This is a genomic window from Binatus sp. (SeqCode) (genome assembly GCF_036522015.1).
In the GTDB taxonomy this organism is placed as follows: Bacteria; Desulfobacterota; Binatia; order Binatales; family Binataceae; genus Binatus.
The window spans coordinates 1-15,323 of sequence record NZ_DATDGQ010000080.1; the positions used below are offsets into that span (position 1 = coordinate 1).

Sequence of the window (15,323 nt, forward strand, 5' to 3'; positions counted from 1 at the left end):
GAAAAGCTCGGGATGTGTTATTTCGGCGAGAATTTCCAGCGACTCCGCGATGCGCGGGCCGGGCCGATTGAAATACTGGTTGCCGTCGGCCATGAAGACTTGGCCGCCGCGGACCGCTTTTAGCCCATTCCACTCGGGCCGATTCGTCAGCGCGGGCAGGTCTTGCGCAGCTCGATCCATGCCGAAGCCGCACGGCGAAATCAAAATCACATCGGGATCTTTCGCGGCCAGCTCGTCGAATTTCATCCACGGCGAATGCTCGCCCGCTTTGCCGAAGAGATTTTCACCGCCCGCCATCTCGACCAGCGTCGGCATCCAGTTTCCCGCCGCCATCAGCGGATCGATCCACTCGATCGTGGCGACGCTCGGCTGCTTCGACGCGCCGCGCGCTTTGTCCGCAATCTTGCTGAGCCGCGCGCGCAGGCGCTCGACCAGTTCCGTCCCACGCGCCCGCGCGTCGAGCGCATCCGCGACTCGCTGCATGTCGGTGAAGATGTCGTCGAGGCCGTACGGCGCAAGCGAAATGATCTTCGGCCGCGCGCCAAGCCACTCGGCCACCGCGGCTTCAACCTCGCGCTCACTGACCGCGCATACTTCGCATTGCGACTGCGTGACGATCACGTCGGGCCGAAGCTCGCGTAGTTTGGCGGCATCGACACGATAGACTGAGAGTGCCTCGCCGACGATTTTCTTGACCTGCTGGTCGATCTCGGCGCTGGTGCCTTCAGGATTGAACTTCGGTTCGGTCAACGCGGGGATGCGAACGACTGAGCGCGGGAAGTCGCATTCGTGGGAGCGCCCGACCAGTTGATCTTCGAAACCAAGCGCGCAGACGATCTCGGTCGCACTCGGCAGCAGTGTTACGATTCGCCGCGTTTCATTCATTGCTTGATTCCCTGCCGATTGCATTCCGCGATCTCGTCATGACCCACTGCCTTATTCACCAATCCGAATCGGGTTTGCGTGCTGAGTCCGCTTGTATCGACTTCTTCCCTGATGAAGTACTCTTCGCCGGCGTGCGCATCGAACTTGTACTCGGATTTCGCGTCGCCCGCGACTGAGCAAGTCACCTGTTCGCTCTCTTCTTCGAACCGGTAGTAACCGCCCGCCTCCAATTCAATGCTTTCATGCCCGCAGGTGATCATCGGGTTCGCCTGCGAGCTCAAAAACTTGTAGGGCCGGTAGATATAAATGACGCTCTTCGCCGCGGGCGGCGGCGTCGGCTGATACGCTTCGCCCTGCGCGCCGCATCCGGCGAGCATCACGCAGGTGAGAATTCCGATAAGAGCACGAACCATTGTTGTCTCACGACTTCGATGCGCGAACGTAAAGGAACAGCGGAATGTGTTCGCGAAATTTTTTGAAGGTCTCATACAATTCACACGCTGACTCGGGCGCGCGCGGCTCGCGAATCTCCTCGAGCCGCAGACCAGCCGCGATCACAGGGTTTATGTAGTCGGACAGCTTGCGATCGAAACGCGGGATGGCGAACTCCTCGACCTGCTCGGCATTCGGCGCGTGGCCGAACTTCCAGTGATCGACCCATGCTTCGTCGTTAAAATAATCTGCGACGGTAAATTTGACGGCCTGGCCCGAGTCGTCTCTAATCCAGCCGAAACCCCTGGTCGCGAAGCAAGGATGCAAAATGCTGAACGCGAGCGTGCCGCCGGGGCGCAGCACACGCGCGAGTTCCCGCATCGCGGCCGGAAAATCCGGACCGTCCATCAGCGCCATCGTCGAGATAACCGCGTCGAAGGAATCCGCTCTGAAGTCAGCCAGGTTGGTGTAGGAAGCGCGCTGGTAGCGGATTCCCAGCGGTTCGCGGATTTCCTCGGCGCGCGCGAACTCGATCATCTTCGCCGACAGGTCCACTCCGGTGATGCGAGCACCGCGGCGCGCGAACATCCTGGTGTTGTGGCCTTCACCACATCCTGCGTCGAGCACCGTCTTACCACTCAAGTCGCCAGCGAAATCGAGGAACGCAGGATTGTTCCAATGCTCGCGAAAAATGTCGAAGCGGTTGCGCACCTGGTCGGTCCACACGTCGGCATTGCGATCCCATTGCGCAGAAACTTCAGACTCGCGAATTTGCGGCGGCATTCTTTCCCTCCTGCGCGATGGGCGACTGAAAAAATACGGACGAGAGATTCTCGTCCGCTGAAGGACCGGTTTTTCGGATGAGCGCTCGCAACGCGGTCGTCATCCTGAGGGTTTGGCGAGTATATGCGCGTCGCTCAACGTTGACAAGAGTTTCACGCGCCTTGATCGTGAAGCCCATGATGCACGAAGGTTCCAGCACTCGCATCGCGTCCAAAGTCGAGGCGGTCGGTCTCGATTTCGGCACCACCAACAGCGCCATTGCGATCGTCGGCGCCGACGGCTCGCCGCAGCTGGCGCGCTTTCCGGCCGCTGAAGGCGGCGATCAGACCGAGACCTTCCGCTCGATTTTGTTTTTCGAGGCGGTCGAAGAAACCGGCGGCACCGATTCTGCCGTCTCGGTCGGCAACGACGCGATTCGGCGCTACCTCGCGGCGACGGGCAACGGCCGGCTGGTGCAATCGCTCAAGTCGTTCCTCGCCGACAAGACTTTCGGATCGACCGACATCATGGGCGAGACCTACACGCTGGGCGACCTGATTGCGCCGATCATCAGCGCGCTCCGCGACGCTGCGATTGCACAGTTCGGCGAGCTGCCGCCGCGCATCGTCGTCGGCCGCCCGGTTCATTTCGCCGCCGCCGGAAATCCGGATGAGGCGCTCGCGCGCAGCCGGCTGGATATCGCGATTCGGCGCGCAGGATGGACCGACGTGGTGTTCGAGTACGAGGCGGTTGCGGCGGCGTACGACTATGCCCTTCGAATCACGCGCGATGAGACGGTGCTGATCGCGGACTTCGGCGGCGGTACGAGCGATTTCTCGGTGCTGCGACTGAAGCCGCGATCGTCCGCGATGCATGGCGCGGCGCGCTACGAGATCCTCGGCAATGACGGCGTCGGCATCGCCGGCGATCTCTTCGACGGCCGCATGATGCGCCATCTGGTCGCACCCGCACTCGGCCGCGGCACCAGGTACCGCTCGCCGTATGGGATGGTGCTGCCGGCGCCGACTTGGCCATATACCAAGCTCGAACGATGGCACCATCTGTCGTTCCTGAAGGCTCGTGCGACGATGCTGAAGTTCGACGAGCTGAAGCGTGAATCGTTCGAGCCTGAAAAAATCGCCGCGCTGATTCATATCGTGGAGAACGATCTCGGCTACTTCCTGTTTCGAGCGGTGGAGAAGGCCAAGCTCGAATTGTCGGCGCTGGAAGCGGCGGAGTTCACGTTTTCCGATCCGCCGGTCCTGATTGAGACGATTGTTGCGCGGCCGGATTTCGAGAACTGGATCGAACGCTACCTCGAACAGATCGCAGGATGCGTCGATCGGCTGATGAAGACAGTCGCCCTCAAGCCCGAAGCTATCCACAGCGTGTTCCTGACCGGAGGGTCGTCATTCGTGCCCGCAGTGCGGCGCATTTTTTCGGAGCGCTTTGGCGCCGACCGAATCCGTATGGGCGACGAGTTCACCTCCGTCGCGCGCGGCCTCGCATTGCGCGCGCTCGACACCGCCGACTGACCCCGGCGTCATAGCGCGGACGAAAGTTTTACCCATCGCGGACTCTGCGCCGAATTAGTCTCTTCAATGGGCGCGCAATAATTCTGGCATAGGCCCTGCATCATCAGTCGCAAAGGCAATCAGCGAGGGCCGCGTTTGCCCGTGTAAAAATTGCCAACTTTTGCAGGAGACAAATCTATGAAGAAACTCGTACTCACCTTGGTAGCAGGCGCATTCGGTTCGCTGTTGGTGCTCCCGGTGGCGCACGCGCAGGACTACCAGGACATGAACAACGATGCGAACCAGATCCGTCAGGATCAGCGCGGGATCCATCACGACAAAGAGGAACAGCGCGAGGACATTGAAAACGGCAATTTCGGCGCGGCCGCCCATGAGCAGTTGGAAATCCAACAACGCCGCGCGGACGAAAACGCCACGAAGCAAGATCTGGGTAACGACCTGTCGAATCGTTACCGGGAAGACAATGAGTACGCCCGCCATCATCACGATGACGACAACGACTAGAATCTGAAATGACGAGCCGCGCCGCCGAGCGATCGGCGGCGCGGTTTTTTGTGGTGCGATCTTCCAGGACTTAATCTGCTCGCGGGGATCGCGCTCGCAAAGGAGGAAGCAATGAACCCTTCTCGCTCGGCTTCGGCCAATTCATATAAGGATCTCTTCGTCTTGATCTTGCTTTCGAGCACGATAGCGTCAGGCTGCGCCGCGGTATCCGTGACTCCGGAAGCCATTCGGCCGCCCAATCCTGTTTCTGCAGCGGAGGCGATCGAAGCGGAACCAGCACGCCCTGCGCAGATCGCCGTTCGCGACTTCACCTTTTCTTCATCGTCAGTCACCGAAAATCGGAGTCCTATTCATCGCGCCACTGACATCGTGCGCAGCAGTTCCGCGGACGATCGCCGCGTAGAAATCGGTCGCGATGCGGCGGCGGCGCTCTCCGAGCGAACGGTGGCGCGCCTCGACAAAATGGGTCTGCAGGCGACGCGAATTGCCAGTGACAACGACACGTCGCTGTCGGGCAATTTTCTGCTCGTTACCGGACGGCTGGTCGATGTCGACGAAGGCAACCGCCTCACACGCGTAGCGGTTGGTCTCGGTGCGGGAGAGTCGCGCCTTGCCACGGAGATTCATGTGTTTCGAGTCGTGAACGGCGAAAAGGCGGAAGTGCTCGCGTTCACTACTCGCGCCAATAGCGGAAAGATGCCGGGGCTGGCGGCCTCGATGGGCTTTGGTGAACTGGTGCTAGGCCCGATTACGGCGATCACAGCAATTGAGGATGCGGCGTCGAGCGGCCAAAAGATCTACAGCTCACAGATCGAATACCTGGCCAATGAAACCAGCGACCAGGTGGCGCGCTATCTATCTCAGTACGCGGCGCAAGAGGATTGGATTTCCAGGCGCAAGGCCAAGTCAGTTCATCTGGCCAGTTGATCTGGACTTGTGCGCTTTACGCCATGAGTATGATCAAGGTGATGAATGTTTTCGGACTCGATTTGAAAACGTGAGCGACCCTGTCGCCGCCTACCGCGCACTAGGGCGCCGCTTTTCTCAGGCGCGGATGGCGGAGAACTATCTTTTTCGGCCGCCGTATCCGGCGGAGGTTTATGACACGCTCCTTGAGTTATTGCGCGGACATCCGCGTGTCCTGCTAGACGCTGGATGCGGCACGGGAAAGATCACGCTCGGATTGATCGATCAGATCGATCGCGCTGACGCTGTTGATCCTTCAGAGCCGATGCTTGGTGTAGCACGCACTCGTCCGGAGGCCGCCAGTGAAAAGATCCGATGGATTCGCGCGGCCATCGAAGACGCGCAACTCGATCCGCCCTACGGACTGATCGTCGCAGCGTCGAGTATCCACTGGATGGATCTCGATCGAACGCTCCCACGTTTTGCAGAGGCACTCGCCGACGGCGCGATGCTGGCGGTACTCGACGGCGACGCTCCGGTCGATGCGCCATGGGGGCACGAAGCGTCCGCGTTCATGATCGACTTTATCGCTGCGCGCGAGGGACAGCGTCCGAAATGGTGGAAGACGACGAGGGAGAGATTGGCCGAGCCGGTGCTGATGCATCCTGGGTTCGAATCGCTCGGCCATCGAGTCACCGCACCGGTCGAGTTCTCACAGAGCATCGCCGACTATCTCCGCTGCCAGCACTCGCGCGCGACGTGGTCGGAAGATCATCTCGGCGAAAAGCCGTCAGCCGAATTCGACGCCGCGATGACGGCAATCCTGAACCGCTACGCTCGCGACGGGATGCTCACGTTCAATGTGCAGACACGAATCGAGTGGGGGCGGGTGACCGAGGTGCGATCCTAATGAATTGCCTCGCCCCACGAGGGGGAAGCCCCGCCGCCGTGCTTCCGAGCGCGGCAGGTGAGGGACCGAATGTTCCGAACTTCCGGATGTGCAGCGCGTCAGACAATCGCGCCGCACAATTGTCCCTCACCCTAACCCTCTCCCCTCGTGGGGCGAGGGAATCAGAAGGATCAGGCAAGTGTGTGCGGGTAGGTGGGCGACAAGGCGGGTAGCTCGAGGCCTAGCTGGTCGCAGCGGCGCGACAGCATCGTGATGTACAGCTCGGCCAGTTCTTCGTTGTCGCGGGATTTCAGGCCGTAGCGGATGCAGTCGTAGGTGAAGCCGGTGCCGGGCGGGCCGAAGAAGTTCACGGCGCGCGGGATCCATCGGCGCAGCGCGGTGTTGACCGACTTGACGCCGAAGTGCTCGACGGCGTCGCCGAGTTGCCGCGACGCGAATATTTCGTGGTCAGCTTCCTCGTCGAGAATTATTTCCGCGGCGCGTGCGTGCGGCGCGTAGCTGGACTCCTTGTAGTTTTCGCCGATCATGATGAGGCCGGTGGTGTCGAGGCTGAGCGACGCCATCAGGAGATCGAGCTCGCCTTCGGCCTTGGCGGCGAAATAGCTGGGCGCGTCGAAGGAGGGCGCCTTCAGCACCGCGATCATCGATCTGTCCGCGGCCTGCTGCGACATTCCGAGTTCTTCGAGCGCATCGTAGATAAGCCGCGCGTGTTTTTTTTCTTCGGCGAAATTTTTCTCGACCACTGGGCGCAGCTCGGGATTGTCGAGCGTTGCGAGAGCCCGCTGGTAGCCGAGTGCGGTGAGCTTTTCAGCCATCGCGTGCGCGGCGAGCAGGCGCAGCAGCACCTTGGTGTAGTGCGAATCGACACGGCCCTCGTTGAGCGCCTCGGCGTTCAGCGATCTCGGCGGGAACTCGCGCCGGATCGGCATCGCGGGTTACCTCGATGCCTCAGTGGCTCGCGGCACGCGAGGGCAGGATGACGGTGGCAGAGCCCGGCGTGGTTTTCTCGCCCTTGGCGTTCTCGAGCCAGATTTCGCAATCGACCAGGTTGTAGCCGCCGTCGGTATATTTCTTCGAGACCTTGCCGCGCGCGACGACCTTGGTACCCGGCTGATCCATCCCGCGGTACTGCACGCCGAGCTTGCGCAGCCATCCGAGCTCACCGGCAAAGTCGGTCATCAGGTGACCGAGGAACGCGTTCTTCAACGCACCGTGCAGGATCACACCGGGGAGGCCGTTGCCGAGCGCGAAATCCTTGTCGTAGTGGATTTGATAGAAGTCGCCCGACGCGCCCGCGTACCGAACCAGTTGCTGCGTGGTCGGATTTTTTTCGAGCGGCCCAATCTCGGTGCCGACCTGGACGTCTTCGAAATAAATTTGCTTGGCCATCGCGATTATCCTTTCAGCGAAAATTAATAACGGATTCCGGTCGAGCGTTGCAGAGCGCAGACCTCGCCGAACTGGTTGGTGTAACTGGTTTCGACGACGGTGAAGACCATCGGGCCGAGGCGGCCGGCGGCCTCGCGCAAATCGACGAGCTTCGATTGAACGGTGATGCGGTCGCCGGGACGAATCGGTACGAAATATTCCCAGTCCGAGCCGCCGTCGAGACCGCGGAAGGTCGGCATATCGAGCTTGATGTCGGGAATCGGCGCGCCCATCGAGCGGCAGAAGGTCGGTGGCGCGATCATGCTGCCGTAGCGGGTCTGGCGCGCGTCGCGCTCGCTGTTGAAGATGGGATTGCGATCCTCGATCGCTTCGGCAAAGCGGCGAATAGCGCCGCGCTCGACTTCGTAAGTCCGCGGCTCGGAAGTCTTGCCGATTTGCTTGCGAGCTTCGTCGGTAACGTATTTGTTCGCCATTTTTTGTCCCCTCGGTGACCGGGTGCTTGTCTATTACCACAGCCGCGCGCGACGGGTATAACGGCGCGCGCTTTCAGTCGACTATGATGTGAAGGCATGCCGAAATGATTCGCGCTTGAAAGCATACGGAGGATCTCAACATGGCCAAACTCAGTAGCGAACAGATTGCGGAGAAGCTAAAGGCGCTCCCCGGATGGGAGTACAAGAACAACGCAATCAGCAAGACGTTCAAGTTCAAGGAATTCCTGCACGGCATCGAGTTCGTGCAGAAGGTCGCCGAGGTTGCTGAAGGCGCTGACCATCATCCTGACATTACAATCAACTACACCCGCGTGACGTTCTCATGTTCGACGCACGATGCAGGCGGCGTGACGGATAAGGACTTCAAGCTCGCGGACAATATCGAGATCGCGTTCAACGACCGCGACGCGTAGCCTCAGCCCGACAGCACAATCCAGGCTGCCGCGGCCGCGGTTTTCTCCTCGGCGCTCCATGGCTTGCCCAGGGGGCGGCCTGCTTCAGTCACCGCGAGCTTGATCGCGTCGGGGGACTTCCCGCGGCTCGCGGCAGCCCGGGTGAAGACTTCGGATTCGACGAGCATGATGGCCGGAATGCGCATCGACTTGGCGGCGGCGGCGAGTGCTTGTGGGAAGAGCTGGCCCTCGCGAGCGTGCGCGCGCATGTGAGGATTGTGAATCGATTCGGGATCGGTGGAGCTGCCGGCGACGAGCGCGATGCCAAGTATCGAGCCATGCGCGGATTGGATCTCGTCGACCAGTTCTCCCAGCGCCGACCGCGCGACACGCTCGACGGCTTTCAGAGCCACCGGCACGACGCGCGCACTCTCGTCGGGAGGCAGCTCGAAGTCGGCATGCCAGGGTTGATGCGATTCGGGGATCGCGGGATCCCAAAGTTGCAGACTTTTTCGCGATAGCACGCGCGGAGCGGACGCCGGTCCCGCCATCACGACCGCGGTCGCGCGGCCCGTCTTGACGCGGAACCCGATCGCGAGCCGCGGTGATTTTTCGTTCGCCGCCATGCGTCAAAACATTAGCGCGATTTCCAAATCGAATATTTCGGCGGCCAGGTGCCGCGCCCGCCCGGGTACTTCGCGTGCATCACGCTTTCGATGTGGAACTCGAATGGAAGTTCGTCGTTGGTGCTGGTCATGCCGCGGTGGGTCACGTCGGCTCGGACTTTGTCGGTGATCGCTGCACTGTCGATGAACGTCGCGCGGCCCATCACGAGGAACTCGTCGTCAACGTCGGTGGGCGGAAAAGTATGCAGCGCGTAGCGGCCGTCGCGGCGGAGGTCGGCGCGCTTGGGCGTTGGACCGATGAGCGCGTAGAGGTGGCCGTCAACGACGGTGGGGCAAATCGGGTGGAGGCGCGGCGCGCCGTCTTTGCGCAGCGTGGCCAGGAAGGCGAGGCCGACGCCGAATTGATAGAGCAACTGTTTTCCGGCCGCCGCGATGTCGGGCGCGTCGGTTTCGAATTCATTCCAAGTCGCCATGATATGTCCTCCCTGAAGGGACCTATCTTCGCTATTTGTTCGCTTATGTCAAGTGGGAAAGAGGGTGAAACCGGCAACGTTTAGTGAATCGAATGAAGCGGCTTTTCTCGGTTTGGTCGAGATGACGACGGACGGCGCAGGCGTCGCGAACGACGCTAGGAACCTAAACCCTAACCCCTTCCCGCGCGGGAAGGGGAACCGGATTTTTCAACTCGGTTAGGTCTTGCGGGGGACGAAGTATTGGGTGCCGGGGCCGGCGCGATCGATTTCGCGGATCAGTTCGCCGAGGTCTTCGGGGTTGGCGACGAAGTCGATGTCCGAGGTATCGACGACCAGCAGCGGGGCCTCGTCGTAGTAGAAAAAGAAATCGCGGTAGGCGGACGACACGCGCTCGAGGTAGTCGAAGCTGATGTGGCGCTCGAAATCGCGATTGCGTTTGCGCAGGCGCTCGGCGAGCACCTCGATAGTTGCGCGCACGTAGACGACGAGGTCGGGCCTGGCCATCTCGGCGTCGAGCAGCCGGTAGACGTTGTCGTAGAGCTTGAGCTCGTCGGGCGCGAGATTCATCGCGGCGAAAATTTTATCCTTGGCGAAGAGGTAGTCGGCGACGGTAGCCTGCGTGAAGAGATCCTGCTGCTTCAACTCGCGCTGCTGATTGTGGCGGGTGAGCAGAAAGTAGAGCTGCGCGGGAAACGCGTATTTATCAGGGTCCTGGTAGAAGCGTGGCAGGAAGGGATTGTTGTCGGCGTCCTCGAGCATCAGGCGGGCGCCCAACTCGCGCGCGAGCGCCTGCGCGAGGCTCGTCTTGCCAACCCCGATGGGGCCTTCGACCGCGATATAGCCGCGCCGGCGCATCGGGCTTAAGCCTGCTCTAACTCATCTCACTTGCGATGCTTCTTGGCCATGTCGCGGAGTTTGCGAACCTGGTCGTCGGGCGCGCCGCCGCGCTCTTCGAGGTCGGCGGCGGTGTCGTAATCGGGCGGAGTCTTGCTGAGATACACGGCAGCCAGTTCCATGTTGGCGACCTTGTCGTCGGGATAGACACCGATCACGTCATTGAAGAGCTTGAAGGTGGCGTCGGGCGTACCGGCCGTCTTGGCCGCCTCGGTGATCTTGTGCATCATCGGGTCAGCCTCGGGGCCGAGCGTCTCCATCTTGTGCGCGCGCGACAGCAGCATCGCGGCGCGGATGCCTTGTTCGTAGGTGTTGATGGCGTCGGGGTATTTCTTGTCGGCCATCTGCTGATCGCCGAGTTTTTCGATGATTGGAATCGCGTCGGAAAGCGCGCTCATCGCTTTTTCCTGGGCGGTGGCAATCCTGCTAGTCACCATGATTTCTTTCAGTTGAGCGACGCCCTCCTCGACCTGGCCGGCTTTGATCTTATCGAGCGCCTGTCCGGAGGAATTCGCGAGATCCTGGAGCTGCTTGTAGAACCGGGCCTTCTCGAGAAGTTTCTGATCGGTGGGATCGAGTTCCGACGCTTTCTGGTACTCCTTACCGGCGCCTTCCTCATCGCCAAGCAGGTGATCAACCGTGGCGAGCGACTTGTGGGCGTCGAGGCTGGTGGGGTCGTCCTTTATCGAGAGATCGAGTTCTCGTTTGGCGCCGTCGAAATCGCGCTTTTCGAACAGATCTTCAGCTGTGTAAAGATGCTTCTTCGCCTCGGACTGGCATCCGCTGACCAACGGGATAGCCAGCAGGACGGGCAGTATCAGCGCGCGTGCGATAGCTGTTCGCATCGGAATGGTCCTCTCAGGGTTCGGCGAAATCCGGATGAGTCTGCAAGCAAAGGCGCGGAATTGTCAAGGCGGGTGCGGGGAACAGGACCGGATAGGAACCTAACCCCTAACCCATTCCCGCGCGGGAAGGGAACCAGATTAGGAGGGAGAGGGGACGGATCAGTCGGCGGGCATTGGGAGTGGGAAGTGGACGCGCTCCTTGGCGACGCTCAACAGCTCGACCTCGGCGCCGGAGCGGGCGAATGCGCCGATAATTTCCTCGACCAGCCACTCGGGCGACGACGCGCTCGCGGTCAGGCCGAGCGCGCGCACCCCTTCGAGCATCGCGGGCTCGACGTCGGCGATCGAATCGACCAGGAACGCGCGCGCGCCGCGCATCCGCGCGACCTCGACCAGGCGGTTCGCATTCGAGCTCTGCTTCGAGCCGACGACCAGCACCGCGTCGCTGACCTCGACCAGTTCCTTGACGGCGTTCTGGCGATTCTGCGTCGCGTAGCAGATGTCGTCGGTCTTCGGCGCCTGCATCGTGGGGAAACGCTCCTTAAGTGTCTCCATGATCTCGCGCGTGTCGTCAACGCTGAGCGTGGTCTGGGTGACCGCTGCGATGCGATCGGGATTCTCGACCGCGACCGTGCGGGCCTCGGCGACGCTGCCAACCAGCACCACCTTGCCGGGCGCGACGCCGAGCGTGCCCTTCACCTCTTCATGGCCGGCGTGGCCGATGAGGATAACGGTGCGGTCTTCGTTGTCGTATTTTTTGACTTCGAGATGGACTTTGGTGACGAGCGGACAGGTGGCGTCGATAACTCTCAGCGCACGAACCTTGGCGCGATCCCATTCGCTGGGCGCGACGCCGTGGGCGCTGAAGATGACGCGCTGGCCGGTCGGTACCTCGTCAAGGCTATCGACGAAAACCGCGCCCTCGCGCTCGAGCGCCTCGAGCACGAAGCGGTTGTGCACGATCTGATGGCGAACGTAGAGCGGGCGTCCGTAAGAACGCAGCGCGCTGCGGACGGCCTCGACCGCGCGATCGACGCCGGCGCAAAATCCGCGCGGTTCAGCCAGGATGATTTTCTCTACCGAAGTTTCGCCCAACGCCATGCTTCATTTGTAACTGGTAACTGTCCGGTCGGTCAATGATGGGCGCGGAAATTGACGTGGCGAAGCGCTTCCTGAGAAAGTGGTCACGGATCTATACCCGACGTAGCAGGCTCGTCGAAGAGGGCCATTTCCTCGGGCGTAGGTACCTGAAACCTCTCGAACCATCGGAACACGGCGTCTCGTTCTATGGGCGGATTCTCCAGGCCCCTGCGTTGAATTCTGTCGAAGAGAACATCAGCTGGCACAGAGAGATAGTGCAGCTCAACAGCAGCGCCAAGGGTTCGGGCTGCCAGTCGCAAGGTGTCTCGCTCAGACCTTCTCCACGTGCCCCACTCTATGATTACCGTGAGGTCAAGTGCGAGAAGAGCTTGAACCAGCTTCCACTGCAGAGCTTCGATCTTCTCGCGGCTTTCTTTATCGGAGAGGCCTAGAGAAAGGGCAGCCATCCATTCGTCGGGGGAAAACCGAATCGCGCGGAGCCTGCCTTCAAGCCGCTTAGCGACTGTGGTCTTACCCGAACCTGGCAAGCCGCACACAATGATCAATCTCGGGCCACCGCCTGATTTCTCCATAAAGCATTATTCCTCAGAGAATCTTTGGTTGCCGAGGGTCTTTCGCATCGCAAACGGATATCTATTCAAGCTGATCCACTGTCTATTCGAGCGGCGGTGGGTGCGAGGTCTGGCAGCCGATCCAGACTTCGCCGCCTTCGAAGTGTTCTTTTTTCCAGATGGGGACGATTTCCTTGAGCCGATCGATTGCGAAGCGGCATGCTTCGAAGGCCTCGGCGCGATGCGGCGCGGAGACTGCAATCGCGACGGACGTCTCGCCGATTTCGACGACGCCGACGCGATGCGCGATCGCGATGCGCGTGATTTTCCATCGCGCGCCGGCCTCGGCTGCGATCTTGCGCATTTCGGATAGCGCCATCGGCTCGTAGGCTTCGTACTCAAGGCGAATCACGCGCCGGCCCGCGTTGTCGCGGCGGGTCGTGCCGGCGAAGGACACGATTGCTCCGGCCGCGGGGTCCGCAACTTCGCGTTCGAGCGCGGCGACGTCGATCCGATCGCGTCCGATTGTAATTTTGCCGACATAGTCGGGTGTGTCTGCACCCCCGCTGACCGGCGGGATGAACGCTATTTCGTCGCCTTTGCGCGGCTTGAAGCCGCCTTCGACATATTCCTGGTTGACGGCGAAGCCGACCGAATCGTGATGCCCGGCGAGCTCGGGAAATTCGACGACCATTTGCCGCCAGATGTCGGCGACTGTGATGCCGTCGGGGAACTCGCGCGTCAGCTCGGCCGTGTGTGCGCGCTCGCGCAGGGTCGCGAACAGTTTGATCGTGAACTTATTCACGTTCATTTGCTCAGTAGATAAGTGATGTGCCCGAGCTGGGGAATGAGCAGCTTCTCCATCGCAAGCCGGCACGCGTCGGGGGAGCCGGGAAGCGCGGCGACGAACTTGCCATGACGCACGCCGGCAATCGCACGGCTCATCATCGCGGCTGCACCGATTTCATTGAACGAAAGCATGCGGAACAATTCGCCGAAGCCTTCGAGCTCCTTGTCGAGCAGCGATTTCACGACTTCGGTGGTGCCGTCGCGTGCGGTGATTCCGGTGCCGCCGTTGACGATGATCGCGTCGAGATTATCCAGGTTGTTAACCAGCGCGGCAGAAATCCTTTCAGGGTCGTCGGGGAGGACGGCGTAGTATGCGACGAGGTGACCGGCGGCCTCGAGCAAAGAGCGGATGAGCTTGCCGCTCTCGTCGTTCTCCGGGGTGCGCGAATCGCTGGCGGTGATGACACCGACCTTGAGATTTTTGCGCGCGTGCCTTTCGTGCTCGTGGACCGACATATCGATTAGGATTACACAATCCTCGATGGCATTATAAGCAGTCCAACACGACCGGAACTTCAAGATGACAGCCGCTTCCAGCCGAGCCGCCGGCTTCTTCAGCCCGAAAATTCTACTGATCGTCATTGGAACGATCGCGGTCCTGTACGGCGCGCATCGCATCGGCGCGGGACCGTGGCTGACTAACGCGCTCGACTGGATTCGCGGACTGGGTGCGCTGGCGCCGCTGGCGTTCATCGGGATTTACATCGCGGCGTGCGTCGCGTTTCTTCCGGGATCGATTCTAACGATCGGCGCCGGCGTGATTTTCGGCGTGGTGCGCGGATCGATATACGTTTCGATCGCGGCGACGCTCGGCGCGACTGCCGCATTTCTCGTCGGCCGCTACCTGGCGCGCGACTGGGTGAGCGCACGACTCGAAGGCAACGCGAAGTTCAAAGCGATCGACGAAGCAGTCGGCAAAGACGGATGGAAAATAGTGATCCTCACGCGGCTGTCGCCGGTGTTTCCATTCAACCTGCTCAACTACGCGTACGGGCTGACGAAGGTGTCGCTGCGCGATTACTTTTTCGCGTCGTGGGCCGGAATGATTCCCGGTACGATTCTCTACGTTTATATTGGCTCGATTAGCGGCGACCTCGCGCGAGCGGCCGGCGGCAGCGCCAAACGAACGCCGGCAGGATGGGCGTTAACGGCAGTCGGCTTCCTCGCGACGGTTGCGGTGGCAGTGTACGCAACGCGAATCGGCGCGCGGGCGCTGCGTGAAAAGACTTAGCGAGGACATTGATGGGATCGCACGTGCTGAAGCATGAGCCGCTCGACGCATACAACCTCGCGCTGACGGAAAATCTGCATCCCAGTGGATGGGTCAATCCTGCGCCCGCCGATCGCTACAACATGGTGGTGATCGGAGCGGGCACCGCGGGGCTCGTGACTGCGGCAGGCGCGGCGATTCTCGGGGCGAAGGTCGCGCTCGTCGAGCGCGACTTGATGGGTGGCGATTGCCTGAACTTCGGATGCGTCCCGTCGAAGGCGCTGATCCGATCGGCGCGCGCCGCCGCCGCCGTGCGCGACGCGGGCCGCTTTGGCGTTGAAGTGCCGCCGGGCGTGCGCGTGAATTTTCCCGCCGTGATGGAGCGGATGCGCAAGCTGCGCGCCGAGCTCAGTCCTACTGACTCCGCCAATCGATTTCGCGGGCTGGGCGTTGACGTGTTCATCGGTGACGGGCGCTTCGTCGCGCCTGACGTCGTAGAGGTGGACGGCAAGCGGCTGAAATTCAAGAAGGCCGCGATCACAACCGGCGCGCGCGCCGCAGCGCT

The 15,323-nt window shown here is 61.2% G+C and carries 22 protein-coding genes; 7 read left to right on the forward strand and 15 right to left on the reverse strand.

From position 1 onward, the window contains the following. The 3 genes from VIW95_RS03340 to VIW95_RS03350 all read right to left on the reverse strand — a co-directional run. The coding region (locus VIW95_RS03340) for a cobalamin-binding protein (protein WP_331583994.1) at nucleotides 1–885 on the reverse strand (885 nt) is incomplete at its 3' end. Beyond that, complete coding sequence (locus VIW95_RS03345; protein WP_331583995.1) at nucleotides 882–1,298, reverse strand: hypothetical protein; 417 nt, start codon at nucleotides 1,296–1,298, stop codon at nucleotides 882–884. The genes VIW95_RS03340 and VIW95_RS03345, both read right to left, overlap by 4 nt. 7 nt (nucleotides 1,299–1,305) lie before the next feature. Then, nucleotides 1,306–2,100 carry a class I SAM-dependent methyltransferase gene (locus VIW95_RS03350; protein WP_331583996.1) on the reverse strand — a complete coding sequence of 265 codons (795 nt, stop codon included), beginning with the start codon at nucleotides 2,098–2,100 and terminating at the stop codon, nucleotides 1,306–1,308. 167 nt (nucleotides 2,101–2,267) lie between these two features. Between VIW95_RS03350 and VIW95_RS03355 the strand changes: the two genes are divergently transcribed. Next, a complete protein-coding gene (locus VIW95_RS03355) occupies nucleotides 2,268–3,614 on the forward strand; it encodes an Hsp70 family protein (protein WP_331584013.1) in 1,347 nt (448 codons plus the stop codon). A gap of 177 nt (nucleotides 3,615–3,791) precedes the next feature. Further along, nucleotides 3,792–4,118, forward strand: coding sequence for a hypothetical protein (locus tag VIW95_RS03360; protein WP_331583997.1), 327 nt, complete (start codon nucleotides 3,792–3,794; stop codon nucleotides 4,116–4,118). On the opposite strand, the gene VIW95_RS03365 is transcribed toward VIW95_RS03360, so the two are convergent. Further along, nucleotides 4,115–4,450 carry a hypothetical protein gene (locus VIW95_RS03365; RefSeq protein WP_331584015.1) on the reverse strand — a complete coding sequence of 112 codons (336 nt, stop codon included), beginning with the start codon at nucleotides 4,448–4,450 and terminating at the stop codon, nucleotides 4,115–4,117. The genes VIW95_RS03360 and VIW95_RS03365 overlap by 4 nt on opposite strands. Before the next feature lie 16 nt (nucleotides 4,451–4,466). Between VIW95_RS03365 and VIW95_RS03370 the strand changes: the two genes are divergently transcribed. Both VIW95_RS03370 and VIW95_RS03375 read left to right on the forward strand, forming a co-directional pair. Next, a complete protein-coding gene (locus VIW95_RS03370) occupies nucleotides 4,467–5,045 on the forward strand; it encodes a DUF4410 domain-containing protein (RefSeq protein ID WP_331584014.1) in 579 nt (192 codons plus the stop codon). 70 nt (nucleotides 5,046–5,115) lie between these two features. Further along, nucleotides 5,116–5,934: a class I SAM-dependent methyltransferase gene (locus VIW95_RS03375; protein WP_331583998.1), complete on the forward strand. Its 819-nt coding sequence runs from the start codon at nucleotides 5,116–5,118 to the stop codon at nucleotides 5,932–5,934. A 170-nt stretch (nucleotides 5,935–6,104) separates the two neighbouring features. Here the strand turns inward: VIW95_RS03375 and VIW95_RS03380 are convergent, their stop codons facing one another. The 3 genes from VIW95_RS03380 to VIW95_RS03390 are packed head-to-tail and all read right to left on the reverse strand — an operon-like array spanning nucleotide 6,105 to nucleotide 7,796. Beyond that, the gene (locus tag VIW95_RS03380; RefSeq protein ID WP_331583999.1) at nucleotides 6,105–6,863 is read right to left on the reverse strand and encodes a Phenylacetic acid catabolic protein; all 759 of its coding nucleotides are present in this window, start codon (nucleotides 6,861–6,863) and stop codon (nucleotides 6,105–6,107) included. 19 nt (nucleotides 6,864–6,882) lie between these two features. Beyond that, nucleotides 6,883–7,323, reverse strand: a complete 441-nt coding sequence (locus VIW95_RS03385) for a MaoC/PaaZ C-terminal domain-containing protein (RefSeq protein ID WP_331584000.1) — start codon at nucleotides 7,321–7,323, stop codon at nucleotides 6,883–6,885. Between the two features lie 23 nt (nucleotides 7,324–7,346). Continuing rightward, nucleotides 7,347–7,796: a MaoC family dehydratase N-terminal domain-containing protein gene (locus VIW95_RS03390; RefSeq protein ID WP_331584001.1), complete on the reverse strand. Its 450-nt coding sequence runs from the start codon at nucleotides 7,794–7,796 to the stop codon at nucleotides 7,347–7,349. 140 nt (nucleotides 7,797–7,936) lie between these two features. Between VIW95_RS03390 and VIW95_RS03395 the strand changes: the two genes are divergently transcribed. After that, nucleotides 7,937–8,230 (forward strand): 4a-hydroxytetrahydrobiopterin dehydratase, encoded by a 294-nt coding sequence (locus VIW95_RS03395; protein WP_331584002.1) that lies wholly within the window; start codon nucleotides 7,937–7,939, stop codon nucleotides 8,228–8,230. A 2-nt stretch (nucleotides 8,231–8,232) separates the two neighbouring features. Here the strand turns inward: VIW95_RS03395 and VIW95_RS03400 are convergent, their stop codons facing one another. The 8 genes from VIW95_RS03400 to VIW95_RS03435 all read right to left on the reverse strand — a co-directional run bounded on the left by VIW95_RS03400 (nucleotide 8,233) and on the right by VIW95_RS03435 (nucleotide 14,004). After that, nucleotides 8,233–8,835: a hypothetical protein gene (locus VIW95_RS03400; RefSeq protein WP_331584003.1), complete on the reverse strand. Its 603-nt coding sequence runs from the start codon at nucleotides 8,833–8,835 to the stop codon at nucleotides 8,233–8,235. 11 nt (nucleotides 8,836–8,846) lie between these two features. Continuing rightward, nucleotides 8,847–9,308, reverse strand: a complete 462-nt coding sequence (locus tag VIW95_RS03405; RefSeq protein WP_331584004.1) for a hypothetical protein — start codon at nucleotides 9,306–9,308, stop codon at nucleotides 8,847–8,849. A gap of 216 nt (nucleotides 9,309–9,524) precedes the next feature. Then, on the reverse strand, nucleotides 9,525–10,163 hold the full coding sequence (locus tag VIW95_RS03410) for a deoxynucleoside kinase (RefSeq protein WP_331584005.1): 639 nt from the start codon (nucleotides 10,161–10,163) through the stop codon (nucleotides 9,525–9,527). A gap of 26 nt (nucleotides 10,164–10,189) precedes the next feature. Then, entirely contained in the window at nucleotides 10,190–11,047 is an 858-nt protein-coding gene (locus tag VIW95_RS03415; protein ID WP_331584006.1) for a hypothetical protein, read from the reverse strand. A gap of 159 nt (nucleotides 11,048–11,206) precedes the next feature. Then, nucleotides 11,207–12,148, reverse strand: a complete 942-nt coding sequence (gene ispH, locus VIW95_RS03420; RefSeq protein ID WP_331584007.1) for a 4-hydroxy-3-methylbut-2-enyl diphosphate reductase — start codon at nucleotides 12,146–12,148, stop codon at nucleotides 11,207–11,209. Between the two features lie 83 nt (nucleotides 12,149–12,231). Next, a complete protein-coding gene (locus tag VIW95_RS03425; RefSeq protein WP_331584008.1) occupies nucleotides 12,232–12,720 on the reverse strand; it encodes an ATP-binding protein in 489 nt (162 codons plus the stop codon). An 82-nt stretch (nucleotides 12,721–12,802) separates the two neighbouring features. After that, on the reverse strand, nucleotides 12,803–13,510 hold the full coding sequence (gene moaD, locus VIW95_RS03430; RefSeq protein ID WP_331584009.1) for a molybdopterin converting factor subunit 1: 708 nt from the start codon (nucleotides 13,508–13,510) through the stop codon (nucleotides 12,803–12,805). Then, nucleotides 13,507–14,004, reverse strand: coding sequence for a molybdenum cofactor biosynthesis protein B (locus VIW95_RS03435; protein ID WP_331584010.1), 498 nt, complete (start codon nucleotides 14,002–14,004; stop codon nucleotides 13,507–13,509). Before VIW95_RS03435 ends, moaD begins: the two co-directional genes overlap by 4 nt. 64 nt (nucleotides 14,005–14,068) lie before the next feature. On the opposite strand from VIW95_RS03435, the gene VIW95_RS03440 reads away from it, so the two are divergent. Next, nucleotides 14,069–14,779, forward strand: a complete 711-nt coding sequence (locus VIW95_RS03440) for a TVP38/TMEM64 family protein (RefSeq protein ID WP_331584011.1) — start codon at nucleotides 14,069–14,071, stop codon at nucleotides 14,777–14,779. 11 nt (nucleotides 14,780–14,790) lie between these two features. After that, nucleotides 14,791–15,323: FAD-dependent oxidoreductase (locus VIW95_RS03445; RefSeq protein WP_331584012.1), on the forward strand; the 533-nt coding region annotated here is incomplete at its 3' end.

Coding starts and splice junctions, on each gene's coding strand:
- VIW95_RS03345 (WP_331583995.1), bottom strand. CDS start 1,298: ATGGTTCGTGCTCTTATCGGAATTCTCACCTGCGTGATGCTCGCCGGA.
- VIW95_RS03350 (WP_331583996.1), bottom strand. CDS start 2,100: ATGCCGCCGCAAATTCGCGAGTCTGAAGTTTCTGCGCAATGGGATCGC.
- VIW95_RS03360 (WP_331583997.1), top strand. CDS start 3,792: ATGAAGAAACTCGTACTCACCTTGGTAGCAGGCGCATTCGGTTCGCTG.
- VIW95_RS03380 (WP_331583999.1), bottom strand. CDS start 6,863: ATGCCGATCCGGCGCGAGTTCCCGCCGAGATCGCTGAACGCCGAGGCG.
- VIW95_RS03385 (WP_331584000.1), bottom strand. CDS start 7,323: ATGGCCAAGCAAATTTATTTCGAAGACGTCCAGGTCGGCACCGAGATT.
- VIW95_RS03390 (WP_331584001.1), bottom strand. CDS start 7,796: ATGGCGAACAAATACGTTACCGACGAAGCTCGCAAGCAAATCGGCAAG.
- VIW95_RS03395 (WP_331584002.1), top strand. CDS start 7,937: ATGGCCAAACTCAGTAGCGAACAGATTGCGGAGAAGCTAAAGGCGCTC.
- VIW95_RS03400 (WP_331584003.1), bottom strand. CDS start 8,835: ATGGCGGCGAACGAAAAATCACCGCGGCTCGCGATCGGGTTCCGCGTC.
- VIW95_RS03405 (WP_331584004.1), bottom strand. CDS start 9,308: ATGGCGACTTGGAATGAATTCGAAACCGACGCGCCCGACATCGCGGCG.
- VIW95_RS03410 (WP_331584005.1), bottom strand. CDS start 10,163: ATGCGCCGGCGCGGCTATATCGCGGTCGAAGGCCCCATCGGGGTTGGC.
- VIW95_RS03415 (WP_331584006.1), bottom strand. CDS start 11,047: ATGCGAACAGCTATCGCACGCGCGCTGATACTGCCCGTCCTGCTGGCT.
- ispH (WP_331584007.1), bottom strand. CDS start 12,148: ATGGCGTTGGGCGAAACTTCGGTAGAGAAAATCATCCTGGCTGAACCG.
- VIW95_RS03425 (WP_331584008.1), bottom strand. CDS start 12,720: ATGGAGAAATCAGGCGGTGGCCCGAGATTGATCATTGTGTGCGGCTTG.
- moaD (WP_331584009.1), bottom strand. CDS start 13,510: ATGAACGTGAATAAGTTCACGATCAAACTGTTCGCGACCCTGCGCGAG.
- VIW95_RS03435 (WP_331584010.1), bottom strand. CDS start 14,004: ATGTCGGTCCACGAGCACGAAAGGCACGCGCGCAAAAATCTCAAGGTC.
- VIW95_RS03440 (WP_331584011.1), top strand. CDS start 14,069: ATGACAGCCGCTTCCAGCCGAGCCGCCGGCTTCTTCAGCCCGAAAATT.